The organism is Stenotrophomonas sp. NPDC078853 (assembly GCF_044901215.1).
Classification (GTDB): Bacteria; Pseudomonadota; Gammaproteobacteria; order Xanthomonadales; family Xanthomonadaceae; genus Stenotrophomonas; species Stenotrophomonas lacuserhaii.
In genome coordinates this window covers 281,137-302,538 of record NZ_JBJDOQ010000002.1, presented here as the reverse complement: position 1 = coordinate 302,538, position 21,402 = coordinate 281,137, and the positions used below count along the sequence as shown (strand labels likewise).

Annotated in this window: 22 protein-coding genes; 10 read left to right on the top strand and 12 right to left on the bottom strand. The window is 66.1% G+C overall.

Features of this window, described 5'->3' with window-relative positions; all coding sequences use genetic code 11:
• Nucleotides 1-56: 56 nt before the first annotated feature.
• From ACI2JH_RS03610 to ACI2JH_RS03580, 7 genes are all read right to left on the bottom strand, one after another.
• A complete protein-coding gene (locus ACI2JH_RS03610; protein ID WP_282274904.1) occupies nt 57-1,253 on the bottom strand; it encodes an integrase arm-type DNA-binding domain-containing protein in 1,197 nt (398 codons plus the stop codon).
• Nucleotides 1,254-1,494: 241 nt separating this feature from the next.
• On the bottom strand, nt 1,495-2,985 hold the full coding sequence (gene trpE, locus ACI2JH_RS03605; protein ID WP_404735473.1) for an anthranilate synthase component I: 1,491 nt from the start codon (nt 2,983-2,985) through the stop codon (nt 1,495-1,497).
• A 496-nt stretch (nt 2,986-3,481) separates the two neighbouring features.
• Entirely contained in the window at nt 3,482-3,808 is a 327-nt protein-coding gene (locus ACI2JH_RS03600) for a hypothetical protein (RefSeq protein WP_042614277.1), read from the bottom strand.
• Nucleotides 3,809-3,888: 80 nt separating this feature from the next.
• Complete coding sequence (gene yegS / locus ACI2JH_RS03595; RefSeq protein WP_101099311.1) at nt 3,889-4,827, bottom strand: lipid kinase YegS; 939 nt, start codon at nt 4,825-4,827, stop codon at nt 3,889-3,891.
• Nucleotides 4,828-5,008: 181 nt separating this feature from the next.
• Nucleotides 5,009-5,482: a GNAT family N-acetyltransferase gene (locus ACI2JH_RS03590; protein ID WP_101099310.1), complete on the bottom strand. Its 474-nt coding sequence runs from the start codon at nt 5,480-5,482 to the stop codon at nt 5,009-5,011.
• A gap of 24 nt (nt 5,483-5,506) precedes the next feature.
• Nucleotides 5,507-6,196, bottom strand: a complete 690-nt coding sequence (gene rpe / locus ACI2JH_RS03585; RefSeq protein ID WP_101099309.1) for a ribulose-phosphate 3-epimerase — start codon at nt 6,194-6,196, stop codon at nt 5,507-5,509.
• 39 nt (nt 6,197-6,235) lie between these two features.
• Nucleotides 6,236-6,565 carry a DnaJ family molecular chaperone gene (locus ACI2JH_RS03580; RefSeq protein WP_101099308.1) on the bottom strand — a complete coding sequence of 110 codons (330 nt, stop codon included), beginning with the start codon at nt 6,563-6,565 and terminating at the stop codon, nt 6,236-6,238.
• Nucleotides 6,566-6,707: 142 nt separating this feature from the next.
• Here ACI2JH_RS03580 and ACI2JH_RS03575 point away from each other — a divergent pair, with 142 nt between their 5' ends.
• From ACI2JH_RS03575 to ACI2JH_RS03540, 8 genes are all read left to right on the top strand, one after another.
• Nucleotides 6,708-7,634 (top strand): phosphoribosylaminoimidazolesuccinocarboxamide synthase, encoded by a 927-nt coding sequence (locus ACI2JH_RS03575; protein WP_182656242.1) that lies wholly within the window; start codon nt 6,708-6,710, stop codon nt 7,632-7,634.
• Nucleotides 7,635-7,704: 70 nt separating this feature from the next.
• Entirely contained in the window at nt 7,705-8,187 is a 483-nt protein-coding gene (locus tag ACI2JH_RS03570) for a DUF962 domain-containing protein (protein ID WP_101099306.1), read from the top strand.
• Nucleotides 8,188-8,518: 331 nt separating this feature from the next.
• Entirely contained in the window at nt 8,519-11,347 is a 2,829-nt protein-coding gene (locus ACI2JH_RS03565) for a monovalent cation/H+ antiporter subunit A (protein WP_404735472.1), read from the top strand.
• Nucleotides 11,347-11,724 carry a Na+/H+ antiporter subunit C gene (locus tag ACI2JH_RS03560; protein ID WP_042614269.1) on the top strand — a complete coding sequence of 126 codons (378 nt, stop codon included), beginning with the start codon at nt 11,347-11,349 and terminating at the stop codon, nt 11,722-11,724. Before ACI2JH_RS03565 ends, ACI2JH_RS03560 begins: the two co-directional genes overlap by 1 nt.
• Entirely contained in the window at nt 11,721-13,256 is a 1,536-nt protein-coding gene (locus tag ACI2JH_RS03555; RefSeq protein ID WP_182656244.1) for a monovalent cation/H+ antiporter subunit D, read from the top strand. Before ACI2JH_RS03560 ends, ACI2JH_RS03555 begins: the two co-directional genes overlap by 4 nt.
• Nucleotides 13,253-13,759, top strand: coding sequence for a Na+/H+ antiporter subunit E (locus ACI2JH_RS03550; protein ID WP_042614267.1), 507 nt, complete (start codon nt 13,253-13,255; stop codon nt 13,757-13,759). Before ACI2JH_RS03555 ends, ACI2JH_RS03550 begins: the two co-directional genes overlap by 4 nt.
• A complete protein-coding gene (locus tag ACI2JH_RS03545; RefSeq protein WP_042614266.1) occupies nt 13,756-14,040 on the top strand; it encodes a K+/H+ antiporter subunit F in 285 nt (94 codons plus the stop codon). Before ACI2JH_RS03550 ends, ACI2JH_RS03545 begins: the two co-directional genes overlap by 4 nt.
• The gene (locus ACI2JH_RS03540; protein ID WP_042614265.1) at nt 14,037-14,471 is read left to right on the top strand and encodes a Na+/H+ antiporter subunit G; all 435 of its coding nucleotides are present in this window, start codon (nt 14,037-14,039) and stop codon (nt 14,469-14,471) included. The genes ACI2JH_RS03545 and ACI2JH_RS03540 overlap by 4 nt, the downstream gene beginning before the upstream one ends.
• An 86-nt stretch (nt 14,472-14,557) precedes the next feature.
• Here ACI2JH_RS03540 and ACI2JH_RS03535 read toward each other — a convergent pair whose 3' ends face one another.
• Together ACI2JH_RS03535 and ACI2JH_RS03530 are read right to left on the bottom strand one after the other, a co-directional pair.
• On the bottom strand, nt 14,558-15,514 hold the full coding sequence (locus tag ACI2JH_RS03535) for a sodium:calcium antiporter (RefSeq protein WP_404735471.1): 957 nt from the start codon (nt 15,512-15,514) through the stop codon (nt 14,558-14,560).
• 201 nt (nt 15,515-15,715) lie between these two features.
• The gene (locus ACI2JH_RS03530; RefSeq protein ID WP_404735470.1) at nt 15,716-16,339 is read right to left on the bottom strand and encodes a hypothetical protein; all 624 of its coding nucleotides are present in this window, start codon (nt 16,337-16,339) and stop codon (nt 15,716-15,718) included.
• A 124-nt stretch (nt 16,340-16,463) separates the two neighbouring features.
• Here ACI2JH_RS03530 and ACI2JH_RS03525 point away from each other — a divergent pair, with 124 nt between their 5' ends.
• Nucleotides 16,464-17,054 carry a hypothetical protein gene (locus tag ACI2JH_RS03525; protein WP_101099300.1) on the top strand — a complete coding sequence of 197 codons (591 nt, stop codon included), beginning with the start codon at nt 16,464-16,466 and terminating at the stop codon, nt 17,052-17,054.
• 20 nt (nt 17,055-17,074) lie between these two features.
• On the opposite strand, the gene hmgA is transcribed toward ACI2JH_RS03525, so the two are convergent.
• The gene (gene hmgA, locus ACI2JH_RS03520; protein ID WP_404735469.1) at nt 17,075-18,373 is read right to left on the bottom strand and encodes a homogentisate 1,2-dioxygenase; all 1,299 of its coding nucleotides are present in this window, start codon (nt 18,371-18,373) and stop codon (nt 17,075-17,077) included.
• 63 nt (nt 18,374-18,436) lie between these two features.
• Nucleotides 18,437-19,549: a 4-hydroxyphenylpyruvate dioxygenase gene (gene hppD / locus ACI2JH_RS03515; RefSeq protein WP_182656247.1), complete on the bottom strand. Its 1,113-nt coding sequence runs from the start codon at nt 19,547-19,549 to the stop codon at nt 18,437-18,439.
• Between the two features lie 63 nt (nt 19,550-19,612).
• Between hppD and ACI2JH_RS03510 the strand changes: the two genes are divergently transcribed.
• Nucleotides 19,613-20,164, top strand: a complete 552-nt coding sequence (locus ACI2JH_RS03510; RefSeq protein WP_101099298.1) for a MarR family winged helix-turn-helix transcriptional regulator — start codon at nt 19,613-19,615, stop codon at nt 20,162-20,164.
• Nucleotides 20,165-20,226: 62 nt separating this feature from the next.
• On the opposite strand, the gene ACI2JH_RS03505 is transcribed toward ACI2JH_RS03510, so the two are convergent.
• Nucleotides 20,227-21,330 (bottom strand): hypothetical protein, encoded by a 1,104-nt coding sequence (locus tag ACI2JH_RS03505; protein ID WP_404735468.1) that lies wholly within the window; start codon nt 21,328-21,330, stop codon nt 20,227-20,229.
• Nucleotides 21,331-21,402: the final 72 nt, after the last annotated feature.

Genomic DNA, 21,402 nt, shown 5'->3' with positions numbered 1-21,402 from the left:
TCTTCCAGTCTCAATCAGGTGTTATGGATCTGAAATTATTTTGAATCACTTATCGCTCAGACCATGCTTTCGGAGTCTTGCTCCATGACTTCGAGCTTCGCGGCCCACGCCTGAAGCATCTCCGTTCGTTGCGGAAGATAGATCGCGTGATCGTAGGCGGCGTCTGTTCTGCTCTTCTTCGCATGGGCAAGCTGCACATCGATGTGTTCTTTGCGATAACCAAGCTCAAGCATGTGCGTAGAGCCAGTTGCTCGAAAGTCATGGCCAGTGACTTCTCCAGAGGCGAACCCCATGTGTTCAAGCGCCCGATTTATCGTTGTTGCACTCATCACTTCCTTCGGACGGCGATTGTTAGGGAACAGGTACCGCCCTGCGCCAGTGATCTCCCTAAGCTCAAGAAGAAGCTCTATTGCTTGATCCGAGAGTGGCACAAGGTGCTTCCTGCGCCGCTTCATCCGGCCCGGCGGAATGGTCCACAGCCGCTCCGCAATGTTGAATTCGACCCACTCCGCCTTCCTCAACTCTGCCGTGCGCGTCCACATCAGCATGAGGAGTCGAAGCGCAATCGCAGTGGTACGGTTCCCCTTGAAGTCCGATAGCCGCGAGAAGAACAGGCGCAACTCCTGATCCGACAGCGACCTGGCATGCTCAACCGGATCTCGAATGATCGTCCGCCGTAACGCAGCAGCCGGATCAGAGTCCGCCCTCAAATTCGCAACGGCGTAGCAGAAAACGGCAGATATCCACTGCCGGACATTGATAGCTGCAGCCTTGGCGCCTCTGCCGGATATCGCCTTGATCACATCCATCACGTCGACCGAGGTCAGAGAGCGCATAGGCCTCCTACCGATCTTCGGATAGACGTCTCTAGCGAAATAGGACTCGATCTGTGAAGCGTAGTAGGCAGTCCAACGAGGTCGGCCCTCTGATATCCACTCTTCTGCCAAAGCCTTAAAGGTGTCCTTGTTCGCCGCGATTGAACTTGCGCGACTACGAGATCGCTCGTGGGAGGGATGGACGCCCTGCTTCACCAGGGCTCGAGCTCGCTCCCGCTCAGCCCGAGCTTCTTGCAGCGAGATCTCTGGATACTCGCCGAGGGCGTACAGGTTCTCTCGCCCATCTATCCGATAGCGATACCGCCACAACTTGGCGCCGCTCGGGCGCACCTCCAAATGAAGACCCGCACCGTCACTGAGCTTTTGCGGCTTCAGGCTTGGCTTCGTCGTTCTGATCTTCGCGTCGGTGAGCGGCATCTGCGGGTATCGGTGATTCAATACCCCCTACCGTACCCGCTTTTTCATCGCCTTGCCATGGACTCATACGGACGAGCACGGATATCAGTCGATTAAGATCAATGCTTTAGATGTTGTTCGCGGACTATTCTGGACCGCACTGGATTCCGATGTCAGTTATCGATCATCCACAACATGGATCAGGTTCCAGACTGCGTAGGGAGACGGGCGCGCAGGACGCGTGCCAGGAAAGTGATGCGCGTTACAGGCCCTTGGCCGCCTGGGCGACCGCGCGGAACAGCGCCCGGCCCTTGTTCATCGTCTCGTCCCATTCCTTCTGCGGGTCCGAGTCGTAGACGATGCCGGCGCCGGCCTGTACGTGCAGGCGACCGTCCTTGATCACGGCGGTGCGGATCGCAATGGCGGTGTCCGCATCGCCGTGCCAGCCGATGTAGCCGATGCTGCCGGCATACACGTTGCGCTTGATCGGCTCCAGTTCGCGGATCACTTCCAGCGCGCGGATCTTCGGCGCGCCACTGACCGTGCCGGCCGGGAACGTGGCACGCAGCACGTCGGCGTAGCTCAGGCCCGGCTGCAGCTGCCCGGTCACCTCGCTGACGATGTGCATCACATGGCTGTAGCGCTCGATCACGAACTGCTCGCCGACCTCCACCGTGCCGGCGCTGGAAACGCGCCCGGCATCGTTGCGGCCCAGGTCGATCAGCATCAGGTGTTCGGCGCGCTCCTTCGGATCGGCCAGCAGCTCGGCTTCCAGCGCGTTGTCCTCTTCCTCCGTGGCGCCACGCGGTCGGGTACCAGCGATCGGCCGCACGGTGACGTGCCCCACCCCATCGGCGTCGTGCTGCAGGCGCACCAGGATCTCCGGCGAGGAGCCCACCACCTGCATGTCACCGACATCCAGGAAATACATGTACGGAGAAGGATTGAGCGCCCGCAGCGCGCGGTAGACATCCACCGGCCGCGCTTTGAAGGGCACGCTCAGGCGCTGGCTCAGCACCACCTGGAAGATGTCGCCGGAGCGGATGTAGTCCTTGCTGCGCTGCACCGCATCGATGAAGCCTTCGCGGGTGAAGCCGGAGATGAAGTCGCCCTCGTCCAGCACGTCGCTGTGCAGCGGCGCGGGATAGCCGGCGCCGGGTGCACGCAGCTTGCCAGCCAGTGCATCCAGCCGCGCCTGCGCCTCGTCCCAGGCACCGGGCTGGCGCGGGTCGGCATGCACGATCAGGTACAGCCGGCCCTTCAGATTGTCGAACACCGCCAGCTCTTCGGAATGCATCAGCAGGATGTCCGGCGTGCCCAGCTCATCGCGCCCGGCCGGCGGCGCCAGGCGCGGTTCGATGTAGCCGATGCACTCGAAGCCGAACCAGCCGACCAGGCCGCCGGTGAAGCCGGGCAGTCCGTCCAGCTTGGGTACCGAATGCGCGCTGCGCAGCGCCTCGACTTCGGCGAAGGGGTCGGCCACTTCGCGGGTTTCCACGACCTGGCCGTGTTCGGCGATGGCCAGGGTGTTCCCGCGAAAGGTGTACACGCGGCGCGCCGGCAGGCCGATGATGGAATAGCGCCCGAAGCGCTCGCCGCCTTCGACCGATTCGAACAGATAGGTGTGCGGCCCGTCGGCCAGCTTCAGGTAGACCGAGAGCGGCGTGTCCAGATCGGACAGCACTTCACGGACGACGGGGATGCGGGTGTGGCCTTCAGCGGCCTGCTGCTGGAACTGGGCGGGGGTGTTCAACACGACTTTCCTTCCGGGATACGGCGTTTTCTGGGCGGACGACGGCTACGGGCCACCATCGCCAGTTACGGCGTGCGGAAGAAACGGATCGCGGGGTCGTCAGGATGGACACCCGGGCACTGTACCGCATGGGCCGCCCCGGGCGGAAGCCGTCCACCGCGCGCGGCTGTGCCCCTCCCCCTGGGCCAGGCCATGCGCATGGCGGCCCGCTGGTAGTGACGGCCGCTGGCCGTCAGCCTCTGCTCTGGTGGGTGACGACCGCTGGCCGTCAGCCTCTGCTCTGGTGGGTGACGACCGTTGGTCGTCACGAGCCCTGCCGCTGCACTCGCCGCGCACGGCTCGGCGCTACCGTTCGCGTGCCCTGCTGCTCCTGTTCCCGCCGCTGTGGGGCGGTGACACCCCTCAACCTGCCGCAATCCGCGCGCTACGCATTACGCCATGGCAGCGCCGCCCTTTCCGGAACGGCGCCGCCACTACGGCAATCGAGGTGCGTTGATCAGCGCTGGAACGGGCTGGCCTTGATCGGCTCACCCTTCTTATTGCAGGCGGGCGGGTTGGTCATGCCCATCGAGAGCAGGTTGCCCCCGTTGATGATGCAGACGAATTCCTTGCCGTCCGATGCTTTCAGATTGGCGTAGGTGTTGGTGCCTTCGGTGCGACGGCTGACAAGGGTCAACTGCGACGGCTCGTAGCCCAGGGCGCCGGCCGACTGCGATTTGATCTTGTCGTCATCCAGAACGTTCGTCTTCGCGGCGATCGTGCTGCAACCGGTCAATGCAACCAGCAGGGTGATCGAAGCCAATGAGATGACAGCTGATTTCACGGCATGTACTCCTTGTGAGTGAGTTATGAAGCTGACCGCAGGGACGTGCTGCGCGGGTCAGATCCAGTATGCCAGACCCATCAGCGTGTCGACCGGGACAGCAGCGGGCAATCCGCAGGCAGATGCATGCGCACGCGGCGCGGCACGCATTCGATGCGGAAATGCCGTGCTTCCACCGGCTCACCGTCCAGGTTGAGGGTCAGCGGCTTTTCGGCGCGGATCTCCACCCGGGTCAAACGTGTGCGGGTTGCGACATGCTCCAGCGCAGCCTCCTTGCCGCCGGTCACCAGTTGGCCCAGCATCGCGCCGACTTCGCCGGTCAGTTCGGGAATGATGGTGACGTCCAACTGGCCATCATCGATGACCGCCTGGGGGCAAAGTGCCTGGCCACCACCGGCCTGGCGACCGTTGCCGATGCCCAGCGCGATGAAGCCGCCTTCCCAGTCGAAGCCGGGGCCGTGCACGCGCGCCAGGATCGGCTCGATGCGGCCCAGCTTGGAGATGCCGGTCAGCACGTAGGCCAGGCCACCCAGCACCTTCTTCAGGCCTTCATCGGTTTCCACGGTCACCTGCGTGCCGAAGCCACCGCTGGCGACATTGGCGCACCACCAGACCTTGCCATCGGCGTCGATACGCAGCAGGTCGATGGCGCGGGGGGCCTGTGCGGTGATCAGCGCCAGCACCTCGGCGGGGCTTTCCGGGAAGCCCGCCGCCGTGGCGAAATCATTGGCGGTACCGAGCGGCAACAATGCAAGCGAGGGCAGCGCATCGGCAGGTTCGTCGCGGTGCGCCAGCGTTTCCGCCACCGCGCTCAGGGTGCCATCCCCGCCCCCGGCGATGATCACCTCCACCCCGTTGTCGATGGCTTCGGCCACGTAGCGCTCGGCATCGCCCGCCTCCCAGGTGACCCGCACTTCAAGGTCGATCCCGCGTTCGCGCCAGGCCGTGACCGCGTCGCGCACATCGACGTCCCCGGCGGATTTTCCGTTCAGGATCAAGCGCCAGCGCGAAAGGCTCATGGGGGGTTCCGGGGGTGGGGGCGGCACAGGCTAGCAGTCGTGCGTTCTTTGCCGGTGAATGTCATCGGCCTGTCACCGACAGCCCGGAACATGGGAGGCCATAGCAGGGAAGACGGATGGAGGCAGGATCAGCCTCCCACTATTTCAGCAGGGCCACGCCGGCAGCGGCGTGGTCTTTTTTTCAGGCGGCGGCGAAGGCGCGCAATGCATCGCCTTCCAGCCGGTACACGGTCCATTCGTCCTGTGGCCGCGCGCCGGCGGCGACGTAGAAATCGATCGCAGGCTGGTTCCAGTCCAGCACCGACCATTCGAAACGCCCGCAACCCTCGGCCACCGCCTGCCGGGCGATGTGCCTGAGCATTGCCTTGCCGGCGCCGGATCCCCGCTTGTCCGGGCTGATGTACAGGTCTTCCAGGTAGATGCCCTTGCGGCCCAGCCACGTGGAATAGTTATGGAAATACACCGCATAGCCGATCGCTTCACCGTCGGCTTCGCAGACCAGCGCCTGGGCACTGGCATCGGGCCCGAACAGGCTGGCGGCGATCCCCGCTTCGTCGGTCTGCACCGATGATTCGGCCTTCTCGTAGATCGCCAGTTCGCGGATGAAGCGCAGGATCAGGCCTGCATCGGCGACGGTGGCCGGACGGATGTTCATGGGCAGAAAAGGGGACGGAGGGAATTAAACGAGTTTAATTCCCTCCGTCCCCTTTTTGACGTTGGCGCGCATCGCGCTGATCACCTGCTGGTAATCCGGGGCGTTGAAGATCGCCGAGCCGGCCACGAAGGCGTCGGCGCCGGCCGCGGCGATCGCCCCGATGTTCTCGGCCTTTACCCCGCCGTCGATTTCGAGGCGGATGTCCTTGCCACTGGCATCGATCTTCTGCCGCACCACCTTCAGCTTGTCCAAGGCGGACGGAATGAAGGCCTGGCCGCCGAAGCCCGGATTGACCGACATCAGCAGCACCAGGTCCAGGTCGTCCAGTACCCAGTCCAGGATGTCCACCGGCGTGCCGGGGTTGAGCACCAGGCCCGGCTTGCAGCCCAGCGAGCGGATCAGCTGGATGGTGCGGTGGGGGTGGCGGCTGGCCTCGGGATGGAAGCTGATATAGGTCGCGCCGGCTTCGGCGAAATCCGGGATGATCCGGTCCACCGGCTCCACCATCAGGTGCACGTCGATCGGCGCGGTGACCCCGTGCTTGCGCAGCGCCTGGCAGACCAGCGGGCCGATGGTCAGGTTGGGCACGTAATGGTTGTCCATCACATCGAAATGGACCCAGTCCGCGCCGGCGGCGAGGACGTTGTCGACTTCTTCGCCGAGACGGGCGAAGTCGGCCGACAGGATGGACGGGGCGATGATGCAGTTGGACATGGCCGGGGCCTTAGGAGCAGGAAGAAAGAGGGGCAGGACTCAGCGCTTGCGCAGGGTCTTGATGCGGTCGTAGGCGGCATTCACGCGGCGGCTCTTGGCCTCGGCCTGCCTGAGCAGTTCCGGTGCGGCGCCGACCAGCTTGTCGGGATGGTATTGCGACATCAGGCGGCGGTAGGCCAGGTCGATTTCCGACTCGGTCGCCGACGAGGTCAGCCCCAGCTCACGGTAGGGGTTTTCCTTGTTCAGGCGGAACCAGTCGGCGTCGAACGCATGGCCGATCAACAGGCCCAGCACCGCGCCAAACAAGGGATTGGGCCGGAACAGCAGGGCCCCGGCGATGAAACCCAGCAGTTTTCCGTACCAGCGCATGGCGCTCCGGGCAGATTTGGCCAATTGGCTTTCTATTTTACGTCACAGCCGCCCCGGACGGCTTTACACTAGGCCGCCCGCTGGCCGGCGGGCCCTCCGGGTCCCTGGGCAGCTCGTATCGACGAAGCCCCCAGGAGTGCCCGTGCCGACCACGTTGTTGCAATCCGATCTTCCCGGCCTGCCCTTGCGCCATCGCGGCAAGGTGCGTGACGTTTTCGATATTCCGCGCGAGCGCCTGCCCGAAGGCACGCCGCCGGGGGACTACCTGCTGATGGTAGCCACTGATCGCCTGTCGGCCTTCGACGTGGTGCTGCCCGATCCGATCCCGGGCAAGGGCGAAATGCTCTGCCAGGTGTCCAACTTCTGGTTTGCCAAGACCGCGCACCTGATGCCCAACCACCTGACCGGCATCGACGTGGCCAGCGTGCTGCCCGACGGCGTGGACGCGTCGCTGTACGCCAAGCGCGCGGTGGTTACCAAGAAGCTGAAACCGGTACCGGTGGAAGCGATCGCTCGCGGTTACCTGATCGGCAGCGGCTGGAAGGATTACCAGCGCACCGGCAAGGTCAGCGGCATTGAACTGCCCGACGGCCTGCGCCAGGCCGAAAAACTGCCCGAGCCGATCTTCACCCCGTCCACCAAGGCCGCCGTCGGCGACCACGACGAGAACATCGATTTCGATGCGATGGTCAAGGCGGTCGGCGTGGACCTGGCCGAACGCGTGCGCGATGCCACCCTGCGCATCTATGCCTTCGCCGCCGATTACGCGCGTGAGCGCGGCATCATCCTGGCCGACACCAAGTTCGAGTTCGGCACCGATGAAGACGGCCGCCTGTACATCATGGACGAGATGCTGACCCCGGATTCTTCGCGCTACTGGCCGGCCGACGAGTACGAAGTGGGCACCAGCCCGCCCAGTTACGACAAGCAGTTCGTGCGCGATTACCTGGAGACGCTGGACTGGGGCAAGACCGCACCGGGCCCGTCCATTCCAGCTGAAGTGATCGAGCGCACGCGTGCCAAGTACGCCGAAGCCCTGCAGCGACTGGCCGGCATCAGCGTCGACTGAGGGGCGGCGGGCGCTGCCCGCCCTCCTCTGGAAAGCTCGCCGGCCATGTGCCGGCACGATCGGAGGCACCATGTCCAGCACCTCGCTTGCCCGCCCCGTAGACCGCTATTTCGCCAGCTATTCCGACGACCACCGCAACCTCGCCAACCAGCGCATCCACGTGGTCGCGGTGCCGGCCATCCTGTGGTCGGTGGTCGCCCTGCTGTGGTGCCTGCCGCCGCTGATCACCTGGTTCCAGAACGGCATCTGGGCGGGCCTGGCGATGTTCGGCGCGTGGTGCTTCTACAACCGCCTGTCGCGCCCGTTGGGGCTGGGCATGCTGGCCGTGCTGTTCGTTATCGGCTGCACCTGCCGGCTGCTGGAAGCGGAAATAGGGCTGGGCAACCTGGCCCGCCTGGCCGGGGTGGTGTTCGTGCTGGCGTGGATCGCGCAGTTCCTCGGCCATAAGCTCGAAGGCCGCAAGCCCAGCTTCCTGACCGACCTCACCTACCTGCTGATCGGCCCGGCCTGGGTGCTGGCAAAGGTCTACCGCCGCTTCGATTGGCGTTACTGACCTTTTTTCCCTGAACGAGCGGGCGGGCTGTTTTCCACGCCCGTCGCAGCGACGCGGGATCCCCATCCAGGCGCGATCGGGGTGCAGGACGCGCCACACCATCCCTTTGCAGCCCCTGCCGTACGGGCACCTTGGAGCTGCACGCGCCATTGGCGACAGATGCGGCAAAGTGTCCATCCCGGTCGGGTCAAGCCCCGCCGGCCCGGCATGGCAAGGGGAAGAAAATGAATCAGCACACGTTCCCTGCAATTGGTGGCGTATTCGTGGGTATCGGGAGCAAATGTCGGCCTGTTAGACTGCATGACCTGCTCGTGAATCGCGTATTCCCTGCATGATCCCAAGCCTGATCCTGCTGCTCGCCCTGCCTTTCATCCTGGCCGTGGCGGTTGCCGCATTCTCACGAAGTTCCCGCCGCACGGCCGCCTGGTTGGCCGCGGCCGCGCCGTTGGCTGGCCTGGCCATCCTCGCCACGCTGACACCCGCCGTGCTGGATGGCGAGGTGCTGCGCAGCAGTGGCCAATGGCTGCCGCAGATCGGCCTGGACTTCACCCTGCGCCTGGACGGCCTGGCGTGGATGTTCGCCGGCATGGTGCTGGGCATCGGCTCATTGGTGGTGCTGTACGCCCACTACTACCTGAGCCCGCAGGACAACGCGCACCGCTTCTTCTGCTACCTGCTGCTGTTCATGGGCGCCATGCTGGGCATGGTGCTGTCCGGCAACCTGCTGTTGCTGATGATCTTCTGGGAGCTGACCAGCATCAGCTCGTTCCTGTTGATCGGCTTCTGGTCGCACCGCCAGGACGCCCGCGAAGGCGCCCGCATGGCCCTGGTCATCACCGGCGGCGGCGGCCTGGCGCTGCTCGGCGGCGTACTGCTGATCGGGCGCATCGTCGGCAGCTTCGACCTGGACGTGGTGCTGGCCGCCGGTGACCAGATCCGCGCCAGCGCGCTGTATCCGTATGGGTTGTTGCTGGTGCTGGTCGGCATCTTCACCAAGAGCGCGCAGTTCCCGTTCCACTTCTGGCTGCCACAGGCCATGGCCGCGCCCACCCCGGTGTCGGCCTACCTGCACTCGGCCACCATGGTGAAGGCCGGTGTGTTCCTGCTGGCCCGCCTGCACCCCGCCCTGGCCGGCACCGACCTGTTCTTCTACACAGTCAGTGGCATCGGTGCGCTGACCCTGCTGATCGGGGCCTGGAACGCGATCTTCCAGCACGACCTGAAGGGCCTGCTGGCGTACTCGACGATCTCCCACCTGGGCCTGATCACCATGCTGTTCGGCCTGTCCAAGCCGATGGCGGTGGTCGCCGGTGTGTTCCATATCCTCAACCACGCCACGTTCAAGGCATCGCTGTTCATGGCGGCCGGCATCATCGACCATGAAACCGGCACGCGTGACATGCGCAAGCTGGGCGGCCTGCGGCGGCTGATGCCGTTCACCAGTGCGCTGGCGATCATCGCCTCGCTGGCGATGGCCGGCATTCCGCTGCTCAACGGCTTCCTGTCCAAGGAAATGCTGTTCGCCGAGGCCCTCGATGCAGGCGGTCCGGCGCTGATGCAGATGGCCATGTCGATTGCCGCGTTGCTGGCCGGTGTCTTCGGCGTGGCCTACAGCCTGCGCTTCGTGCACGACACTTTCTTCGGCAAGGGCCCGCATGACCTGGACCGCGTGCCGCATGAACCGCCGCGCTGGATGAAGGTGCCGGTGGAGATCCTGGTGGTGATCTGCGTGGCCGTGGGCATCGCCCCGGCGCTGACCATCGCCCCGGTGCTGCATGCCGGTGCGGCCTCCATCCTCGGCGCGCAGATGCCCGAATACAGCCTCTCCATCTGGCACGGCTTCAACCTGCCGCTGGCGATGAGCGCGGCCGGCGTGCTGGGCGGCGTGGTGCTGTATTTCGGCCTGCGCCGGCTGATCGACCTGTATGCGGTGCGCAACACCACGCCGGGCCGCGACGCCTTCCATCTGCAGCTGGACCTGCTTTCCGCGCTGGCCCAGAAACTGACCGGCGCCATCGCCAACGGCAGCCTGCAGCGCATGCTGCTCGGCCTGGTGGTGGTGGCGGTGGTGGCCGCCGCAGCGCCCTGGCTGGCCGCCCCGGCGTGGCCGAACTGGCCCTCTCCGCAGCCGATGCCGCTGCTGGGCTGGGCGCTGTGGGCGGTGATGATGGCCTGCGCCATGGCCACCCTGCGCATGTACAAGCAGCGCCTGCTGGCGGTGCTGCTGGTGGGCGGGGTGGGCCTGATGGTGGCGATGACCTTCGTGTTCCTGTCCGCACCGGACCTGGCGCTGACCCAGCTGCTGGTGGAAATGGTCACCCTGGTGCTGATGCTGCTGGGCATGAATTACCTGCCCGCCCAGTCAGTGACCGAGCGCTCCAAGCTGCGCAGATACCGCGATGCCGCGATCGCGCTGGTCGCCGGCGTCGGGATGGCCGCGCTGGCCTACACCGCGATGACCCTGCCCCCGAACACGATGGCCGGCGAGATGCTTGCCCGTTCCCTGCCGGAGGCCTACGGCAGCAACGTGGTCAACGTCATCCTGGTCGACTTCCGCGGCTTCGATACCTTCGGCGAGATCACCGTGTTCGGCATCGCCGCGCTGGTGGTGCATGCCATGCTGCGGCGTTCGCGCATGGCGCCGGAGCAGATCATGCCCGGCCCGCCGATCAAACTGCCGGTGCCGGCCGACCTGGCGCAGATCATGTTCCCGCTGACCCTGACCGTGTCGATCTTCATGTTCCTGCGCGGCCACAACTCGCCGGGCGGCGGCTTCATCGCCGGTCTCATCCTGGCCGTACCGCTGTTGATCCAGTACGTCATCCAGGGCACCGCCTCGGTCGAGTCACGCTTCGGCTTCGATTACGTCCGCTGCATCGGCATCGGCCTGCTGATCGCGGTGGCCAGTGGCTCGGCTTCGATGCTGTTCGGCGTGCCGTTCCTGACCAGCGGCCACCTGGACCTGCACCTGCCGATCATCGGCGAAGTGCCGCTGGCCAGTGCGATCGGTTTCGATACCGGCGTCTACCTGGTGGTGTTTGGCGGGGCGATGCTGATGCTGTCGATGATGGGCACGATCAAGCCGTCGCGGACACGGACCGCGCGTCGCGGCGAGATCGATCCGCAGAAGCGTTCGGCAATGACCGGGGAGATGCACTGATGGAACTGGCCATTGCAAGCGCCATCGGCGTGCTGACCATGCTCGGCGTGTACCTGCTGCTGCGCGCGCGCAGCTTCGATGTGATCCTGGGCATGACCTTCCTTTCCTATGCCACCAACCTGCTGATCTTTGCCGGCGGACGACTGGTCGCCGGCAGGCCGCCGGTGCTGAAGGAAGGCCTGGACGCGAACCTGGGCAACTACACCGACCCGCTGCCGCAGGCGCTGGTGCTCACCGCCATCGTGATCGCCTTCGCGATGACCGCGGTCACCATCGTGCTGGCCATCCGCAGCCGCAGCGACAACCACAGCGACCACGTCGACGCGCACGAGCCCGACGACGATGCTCCGCCGCGCCGTGACGAGGACCACGCATGAACCATCTGGTGATCCTGCCGATCCTGGTCCCGCTGCTCGGCGCATCGCTGTCGCTGTTCGTTGAACATCGCCGCTACGGTCCGCGTGTGCAGCGCGCAGTGTCGTGGACGGCGATGGCCGCGCTGTTCGCTTCGGTTCTGCTGCTGTTCGCACGCACTGCCGATGGCGCGGCGATGGTCTACCTGCTCGGCGACTGGCCGGCGCGGCTGGGCATCGCGCTGGTGGCCGACCGCCTTTCAGCATGGATGCTGCTGACCACCGTGCTGCTGGCGGTCGGATGCCTGATGCATGCCTGTTCCGGCTGGGACCGGCGCGCCCCGCACTTCCATGCCTTGTTCCAGTTCCAGCTGGTCGGCCTGAACGGTGCGTTCCTGACCGGCGACATCTTCAACCTGTTCGTGTTCTTCGAAGTGATGCTGATCGCTTCGTATGGCCTGCTGCTCAGCGGCGGGCGCGGCCTGCGCATGCGCATCGGCCTGCATTACGTCGTGTTCAACGTGACCGCCTCCACCTTGTTCCTGATCGCGCTGGGGCTGCTGTACGCCTCGTTGGGATCGTTGAACATGGCCGAACTGTCTCAGCGCATCGCCGAAGTACCGCCCTCGCACCTGGTGCTGGTCAAGGCGACCATGGGCCTGTTGCTGCTGGTCTTCTGCGCGAAGGCGGCGCTGATGCCGCTGTACCTGTGGCTGCCCGAATCCTATGCGCGTGCACCGGCGGCAGTGGCTGCGCTGTTCGCCATCATGACCAAGGTCGGACTGTACGCCGTGTTGCGCATCCAGAGCCTGTGGTTCGGTGATGAGGCTGGTGCCATGGCCGGGTATGGCCGCGACTGGCTGTTGTGGGCGGGAATCGCCACGCTGGTGCTGGGCGGGCTGGGCGTGCTCGCCGCCATCCGCCTGCGGGTGCTGATCTCGTACCTGGTGGTGGTGTCGGCCGCCACCTTGTTCATCGCCTTCTCGGTCGGCAACCAGCAGGTGCTGGCAGCCGGCCTGTACTACCTGCCGCACAGCACCTTCGTGGCGGCCGCCTTGTTCCTGATCGCCGACCTGATCCGCCGTCGTCGCGGCGGTGCCAGCGACCGCAAGGAAGTCATCGCGCCGATGCCGGGCAAGCAGACGCCGGCGGTGCTGTTCCTGATCGCCGCCATTTCGATCGCCGGCCTGCCGCCGCTGTCCGGGTTCCTGGCCAAGGCCGCGCTGCTGCAGGGCATGCCGCCGCAGCTGACCGCACCGGTGTGGGCGGCGGTGCTGGGCAGCAGCCTGCTGGTCATCATGGGGCTGGCGCGGGGTGGCATCCGGCTGTTCTGGCGCGTGCCGCATGCCGAACCCGATGGTCCCCGGCCGCGCAAGGCGCCCACGCGCCGGGTGGAACTGCTGGCCGCCTGCCTGCTCCTTCTGTACGGAATCGGCATGACCGTCTTCGCGGCCCCGCTGATGCGCCACGCCGATGCCATCGCCAGTGACCTGTTGCAGCCCTCCGGTTATGTCGACCAGGTGCGTGGCGAACAGCCGGAGATCCGTCACCCATGAACCAGAAACGCCCCCTGCTGCGCCGGATCTTTCCCTCGCTGCCGCTCACCGTCATGGTCATCGTGTTCTGGCTGCTGATGTCGGACAGCTTCAGCGTCGGCCTGCTCGCACTGGGCCTGCTGCTGGGCCTGGTGGTGCCACTGTTCGCCGCGCGCCTGGACCGTGAGTTCGCCCGCATCGGTACGCTGCGGCCCGTACCGAAACTGCTGATGACCACCCTGTGGGACATCCTGGTATCCAACATCGAAGTGGCCGGCCAGGTGCTGGGCAAGGAAAGCAGGATCCATCCGGGCTTTGTCTGGATTCCGCTGGACATCGCCAATGTGCACGGCATCGCTGCGCTGACCAGCATGATCACACTGACACCGGGGACCGTGTCCGCTGCACTGAGCGATGACCGCAAGTACCTGCTGGTCCACGTACTGAACCTGGACGATGAGCAGCACCTGATCACCGAAATCAAACGCCGCTACGAGGCCCCGCTGATGGAGATCTTCCCATGACCGGATTCGATGTCATCCAGAACACCCTGGTGGTGTGCATGCACGTGGTCGGCCTGGCCATGCTGCTGTCGACCTGGCGCCTGCTGCGCGGCCCCACCGTGCCTGATCGCATCCTCGCGCTGGACACCCTGTCGGTGACCGCCATCGCGCAGTTGATGCTGTTCGGCATGTACCTCAATTCGGCGATCTACTTCGAGGCTGCGCTGATCATCGCCATGCTCGGCTTCGGCAGCACCGTGGTGCTGAGCAAGTTCGTGCTGCGCCGGGATATCGTCGAATGATCACCGCCATCCAGATCGTGCTGTCGGTGGTGCTGCTGTTCGGCTGCTTCTTCATCCTGGTGGGTGCGCTGGGCCTGGTGAAGCTGTCCACCTTCTTCAAGCGCCTGCACGCCCCGACCAAGGCCAGCACGCTGGGCGTCGGCTGCGTGCTGGTGTCCTCGGTGGCTTACCACATCTTCCTCGGCCAGGACCCGCAGCCGCGCGAACTGCTGATCACCATCTTCCTGTTCATCACCGCACCGATCAGCGCGCACCTGATGGCCAAGGCGGCGCTGTCGCTGCTGATGGAAACGCGCCCCACGCTGCCGGGCAACGAACGCGCCGAAGAAGAACAGTTGCCGCCGCCGGAGCCGGTACGCGAGAAGGTCGTGGAAGCGACCGACGATGTGTATACCTCCAACGAGAGCAAGACGGACGAGCGCGAGCGCTGATTCCACCGGCCGGGCGATGCGTCGGCCGATGCAGCGCCAAGCGTGCGCGCGGCGCCTGGATGTCGAGCACGCTCGACACTGCCCGCTCAGGCCACCAGCAGTCCCAGCTCCAACCCCACCCACGCCACGAATGCGCCCAGCAGCACACCGCCTTCTGCGCGGCTGATGCGCAGGTCACCGCGCAGCATCGGGTACAGCACCAGCGCGAAGGCCAGCACGGCCGGCAGTTCAAGCCGCACGAACGAAGCCGGCAGTGCCAGCGGCTGCACCAGCGCCATCACGCCGATCACCAGCAGCAGGTTGACCACGCTGGAACCCAGCACGTGGCCCACCACCATGTCGCCCTGCCCGCGCCGCGCGGCCATCACGGCAGCGGCGACTTCAGGCAGCGCGGTGCCGATCGCCACCGGCAACAGGCCGACCAGCAATGGCGTCCAGCCGAGCGCAGCGCCGAAGTCCGCAGCGGCCCCCACCACCAGCCGGGCACCCCAGTACAACGTCAATGCGGCGATCGCCATGCGCACCAGGTTCAAGGCCAATCCCGGGCGTGATACCGCCGCGTCGGCGATCAGCGCCTGAACCTGCGGCGCCTCATGCCGTCCACGGCGCAGCAGCAGTACGAAGAACAGGACGAAGGCCGCCAACAGCACGCCGCCTTCCCAGCGCAGCAGTTGTCCATCCAGGCCGAATACGATCAGCAGCAGCGCGGCCGCCAGCACGCCGAACCAGCTCGCCACGATCACCCGCGCGCGCATCAGCAGAGGGACGGCGAGTGCGGCCAGCGCGAGGGTCAAGCCCAGGTTGGCCAGCGTGCTGCCCACCGCATTGCCGAGCGCAAGCTCGGGCTGGCCAACGGCCAGCGCGCGCGCGTTGACTGCCAGCTCCGGCACGGACGTCGCCACGCCCAGCAGCAACAGGCCGGCGGTGAAGGGCGATGCGCCAAAGCGCTGGGCCAGCCCGGAGGCGGCCTTGACGACGGTGTCGCCGCCAAGCCCCAGCAGGATGATGCCGAGCACGAACCAGGCGATGGCGAGGGCGATCATCAGGCAGTCCTTGAGCGGGAGTCACGGCGATTCTACGGTGGATCCCCGTGTCCCGGTGGGTCACGCCGCGCCTCTGATGGGTGAGACCCCGCCTCTGGAGGGTGAGGCCCCGACTCTGGTGGGTGAGGCCCCGCCTCTGGTGGGTGAGGCCCCGACTCTGGTGGGTGACGACCGTTGGTCGTCACAGGGTCACCTCACCCCTCAACCACACCCTTCCACATAATCCACCTGCGGCGGCAGGCCCACCCGCCACGCGCTGACCTTGCCATCGGCGCCAAGCGCGAAATCGATGATGCCGTGCCCTTCCTGCTCCGGACGCACGCGCAGGTGCTGGGCCTGCGGATCGTATTTGTCCGGGCCCAGGTCGGCGCGTTCGGGATACAGCTGCTGCAGCTCACCCAGGCTCATGCCCACGCGACCGCCGCCGGGGGCGACGATGCCCGGGCCGCGCACGTCGTAGCGCACCAGCCTGTTGCCTTCGATCATCAGGAACGGGCCTTCGGCCGACTCCTTCTGCGGGCGGATGTAATGGCATTCATCGTTCGGTACGTCGCCCTGCAACGGCGCACCGAATCGACCGCGGACATCGTCCAGGCTCGACCCCAGGTCCACCGCACCGAAGCCGTCCAGGCGCGCCGGGCTGTCACGCCGCGGATCGATCGGCGAGGCGTTGTTCAGGTCGGGATCGGCGGAGACGTCGGCGTCCTTGGCTGGATTGGTGGCCGCTTCGGTCATCGGCGAGGTCGCCTCCGGGCTCGCTTCCGGGCCCTGGCTGCAGGCGGCAAGGGACAGGGCCAGCAGGCCGGCTACGGGGAAGGCTTTCATCGGGACATCTCCTGGAAGGCAGTGCGCGAACGCTACCGCGCCGGATGTGCACGCGCCGCATTGTCATCATGGTTTCACGGCGGACATTCAGGCTCGGCCTGCACCGCCTTCTCTGCAGCCGCCCATGCTCCCGCGCAAGACCGACCAAGCCCGAACCGCGCTGCAGGCCCACCGCGCCCCGCTGGACATGCGCCAGCGCCGCCTGCTGATCCTCTGCGACGGCCAACGTGACCTCGCAGCGTTGACCACCATGATCGGTGCGGATGCCCCGGCGATGGTGATCCAGCTGGTCCAGGCCGGCTATCTGGTGACTACACCGGAGGTGCTGGAGGCGTCAGCCCCCACGCCGATAGCGCCTGCCCGCCCGGTCTCACCGATGTCGGCGCCATCGCCGGCAGCTGCCCCGACCGCGCCATCCGCTGAACGCCGGCGTTCGATGGCCGCCGCGCGCATCTACCTGCTGGGCATCCTGGAAATGCAGCGCCACCCGCAGGCCGCCGCGCTGCTGCGCGAACTGCAGCAGGCGCGCCAGGAAGGCGACGTGGTGGACGCCATGCAGGGCGCCCTCGACGCCCTCCCCGGCCTGACCTCGGCCGGCTACGCAGAACGCGTCCACGGCCGGCTGCTGGAAGTCATCCCGCATGAACACCTCAACACGTTCAAAAAGGGGACGGAGGGAGTTAAGTCACTTCCGGCGGTGCCGGAAACGACTTAACTCCCTCCGTCCCCTTTTTATCAGCGGAAGTTGTTGCGCAGGCCGTTCCAGCATTGCTGGTAGTCACCCTGGCGATGGGCGGCCGACAGGGCCTGCGCTGTCGGGCGGATCACCCCGCGCGTTTCGAACATGAACGCCATGGTGTCCTTGATCACATCCGGGCGGGACAGGTCGGCCGCCGATGCCTTGTCGAAGGTCGGCGCATCCGGACCGTGGCCGCTCATGCAGTTGTGCAGCGACGCACCGCCAGGCACGAAGCCTTCGGCTTTCGCATCGTAGGCCCCGTGCACCAGGCCCATGAACTCGCTGGCGATGTTGCGGTGGAACCACGGCGGGCGGAAGGTGTGCTGGGCCACCAGCCAACGCGGCGGGAAGATCGCGAAATCCATGTTGCTGGTGCCGGCGGTATCGCTCGGCGAATGCAGCACCAGGAAGATCGACGGATCCGGGTGGTCGAAGCTGATCGAGCCGATCGTGTTGAAACGGCGCAGGTCGTAGCGGTACGGCGCGTAGTTGCCGTGCCAGGCCACCACGTCCAGCGGTGAATGGTCGATGCGCGCGCGCCACAGCTGGCCGTCGAATTTCGCCACCAGTTCGAACTCGCCGTCGAGGTCTTCGAACGCCGCATGCGGGGTTTCGAAATCGCGCGGATTGGCCAGCCCATTGGAGCCGATCGGCCCCAGGTCGGGCAGCTTCAGCAGCGCACCGAAGTTCTCGCAGACATAGCCGCGTGCCTGCCCGTCCGGCAGTTCAACGCGGAAACGCACGCCGCGCGGGATCACCGCGATCTGCTGCGGCTCGACCTCGACCACGCCCATTTCGGTGAGCAGGCGCAGGCGTCCCAGCTGCGGGACGATCAACAGCTCGCCGTCGGCGTTGTAGAAATAACGCCCCTGCATGTCACGGTTGGCGGCGTACAGGTGGATGGCCACACCGGCATGCGCATCCGGGCCGCCGTTGCCGCCCATCGTGTACAGGCCTTCGACGAAATCAGCCGGTGCATCGGGCAGCGGCAGCGGGCTCCAGCGCAGCTGGTTCGGCGCGGCCGGCAGCCCGGGGAAACTGCCCTGCAGGCGCTCCTGCGCGAACGCGGTGAACTCGCCATGGGTTACCGCCGGGCGGATCCGGTACAGCCAGCTGCGGCGGTTGCTGCCGCGCGGGGCGGTGAACGCGGTCCCGGACAATTGTTCGGCATACAGCCCGTGGGCCACGGTCTGCGGCGCGTTCTGCCCGATCGGCAGCGCACCGGCCCGCGCTTCGCTGGCGAACTCGTTGCCGAACCCGGTCTGGTAGCCGCGTGCTTCGATGGTGCTGGTCATGTCTGGCATCCCGTCATGTGCCGGCGCGTGGCCGGCACCTACCTTACCCGAGCGATATGCCGCTTACAGTACGCCGCGGCGCATCTGGTCGCGCTCGATGCTCTCGAACAGCGCGGTGAAGTTGCCTTCGCCGAAGCCCTCGTTGCCCTTGCGCTGGATGATCTCGAAGAAGATCGGACCGATGCAGTTCAGGGTGAAGATCTGCAGCAGCTTGCGCTGGTGGGTTTCCGGATCGGCATCGATCAGGATCTTGTTGCGGGCCAGTCGCGCCACGTCCTCGCCATGCCCCGGAACGCGCTGGTCGATCACGTCGAAGTAGGTTTCCGGCGTGTCCAGGAACTGCACGCCCTGCTCGCGCATGGCTTCCACGGTCTCGTAGATGTTCTCGGTGAAGCAGGCGATGTGCTGGATGCCTTCGCCCTTGTAGGCGTCCAGGTATTCGTTGATCTGGCTCTTCGGATCGGACGATTCATTGAGCGGAATACGCACGATGCCGTCCGGGGCGGTCATCGCCTTGGACACCAGGCCGGTCTTCAGGCCCTTGATGTCGAAGTAGCGGATCTCGCGGAAGTTGAACAGCCGCTCGTAGTAGTCCGACCACTGCTGCATGTTGCCGAAGTACAGGTTATGGGTCAGGTGGTCGATGAAGGTCAGGCCGAAGCCCTTCGGTGCCTGGTCGGCGCCCTCGATGGCTTCGTAGTCATCGCCGTAGATGCTGCCGGCGTCGCCGTAGCGGTCCACCAGGTACAGCATGCAGTCGCCGATGCCCTTGATCACTGGCGCATCCACCGCCCTGGAGTCCGGCTTGAAGTCGACCGGCTTGGCGCCATTGCCCAGCGCGGTCTGGTAGACCTCGGCACCGGGCTTCTGGAAGCGGATGGCGAAACCGCACGCGCACGGACCGTGCTTTTCAGCGAAGTCGGCGGCGAACGAATCCGGGTCTTCATTGACCAGGAAGTTGACGCCACCCTGCCGGTATACGGTGATCGGGCGGGTGGTGTGCTTCAGCACGGCGGTGAATCCCATGCTGCGGAAGTAGGCATGCAGCTCCTGGCCGCGCCCGGCGGGGGCGGCGAATTCGACGAACTCGAAGCCGTCGATGCCCATCGGGTTTTCAAACGTGGTCACCTGCATGCCCGGATTGGGATGCGAGGCGGTCTGGACGGTGGTATTCATGGCATAAGGCTCCGAATCTTTTCCGCATCAAACCAGGTGCGGGCGACAGAGGGACCCGCGACAATGCAGGGCCAGTACATCCCCTTTATAGTTACACCTGAAACCACCAGCAAGGTGCACCGCAGCATGAGCCCACCCGATCCCGCTTCCACCAGCGTGCGTGCCTCGCACGTCCTGCTCGACCTGGAACAGTTCCTGCCCTACCGGCTGAGCGTGCTCTCCAACCGGGTCAGTGGCAACATCGCCAAACTGTACGGTGACCGCTACGGCCTGGCGATTCCGGAATGGCGGGTGATCACCATCCTGGCGCTGTACCCCGGCTCGTCGGCCAGCGAAGTGTCCGAACGCACGGCGATGGACAAGGTCGCGGTCAGCCGCGCGGTGGCGCGCCTGCTGGAGCGCGGTTTCATCAAGCGCGAAACCCATGGCGATGACCGCCGCCGCTCGGTGCTGGCGCTGTCGGCGGCCGGCTTCGAGGTGTACGAGACCATCGCCCCGCTGGTCATCGAGACCACCCGCAAGCTGATGTCCGTGCTCAGCGAAGACGAAGAACAGCTGCTGGAAAAGCTGATCCTGCGCCTGGCCGGTGAAGGCCTGCAGCGGATGGCCGAATAAGAACGGGCGTCGGGTAGAGCCGACTCCGTCGGCCTGCCCTGGACACCAGGTAGAGCCGATCCTCAGCTCAGGTGCTTGCGCCGGGCGTAGACCCAGGGCGCGGCCAGCGCGCCGATGGCACCGGCGGCGAAGCCCAGCGAGGCCGCCACCGTGGCCGCTTCGATCGCCCCCGGCAGCGCCAGTGCAGCGGTGACCAGCAGCAGCGAGGGCAGGCCGACGAAGATGGCCAGGAAGAACGGCCAGCGCGGCACCCAGGTGCCCAGCTGCAGCAGGCTGACCGGCTGCCAGATGTCCCCGTTGGCATCCTCGGCGATCTTGCGCACCACCACCGGCAGGCTGATTTCCGGCAGCGCGCGGCCCTGCCGAGCAGTGGCCAGCTCGCGCGCCACCGCCTCGATGGCGGGATAGCTGGACGGCCACGGCTGCGGCGGCTTCACTCCGTAGGCGACCAGCAGCGGCACGCTCAGCCAGGGCGTCGGCAGCGGTCGCAGGCGGCGGCGTCCGTGTACGCACCAGACCTCGCGCCGGCCATGCGCGGTGACCTCGTACAGGGCCAGTTCTTCGGGCGGCGGATAGCCGAGCATGGTGGTCCGCGCGGCCAGCGTGTCCACGCCCATCGCGCGCAGGAAGCCCGGACGGCTGCGTCCTTCCTGCATCCACGCCAGGCCCAACGCGCCGATCAGCAAGGCGTCGGCATGGTCGCGGCTGCCGACCGTCGCGCGCTCATCGCTGGCCAGCAACCAGGCCAGCGACTGCGGCTCGGCGACATCGGCCACCGACCAGCGCCCGCTGTCGCCCAGCACATGCCGCAGCGGCAGGCGCATCGGCGCGGTTTCGCCCCGCTCGGCGGCCTGCAGGAACGGCAGCACGCCCTGCACGAAGGCCGCCACGTCCACCGCCCGTCCGCCCTGCCCCAGCCATTCCGGCGGCAGCAGGCCGGCCAGTTTCGGGTCACGGGCGAGCAGGTCCAGGCGTTCTTTCTGTTCCACCAGCTTCTGCACCGCAGCGGCCAATGCGGGGTTGTCCGGCAGCGCCACCACGGGCAGCTTGTGCGTGCCGGGCGGTATCGCCGCCGCAGCCACCGCAGCGCCATCGTCCATCAGCACGTCCACCGCAGGCAGTGCCACGGTGTCGGCAGGGGGATGGTCGATCAGCTCGCTGTGCATCGGACGCTCCAGGTCGTGCGCCACGGTCAGCGTGGCGTCGGTACCTTGGCGTTAGCGGCCGCAGCGTGGCGG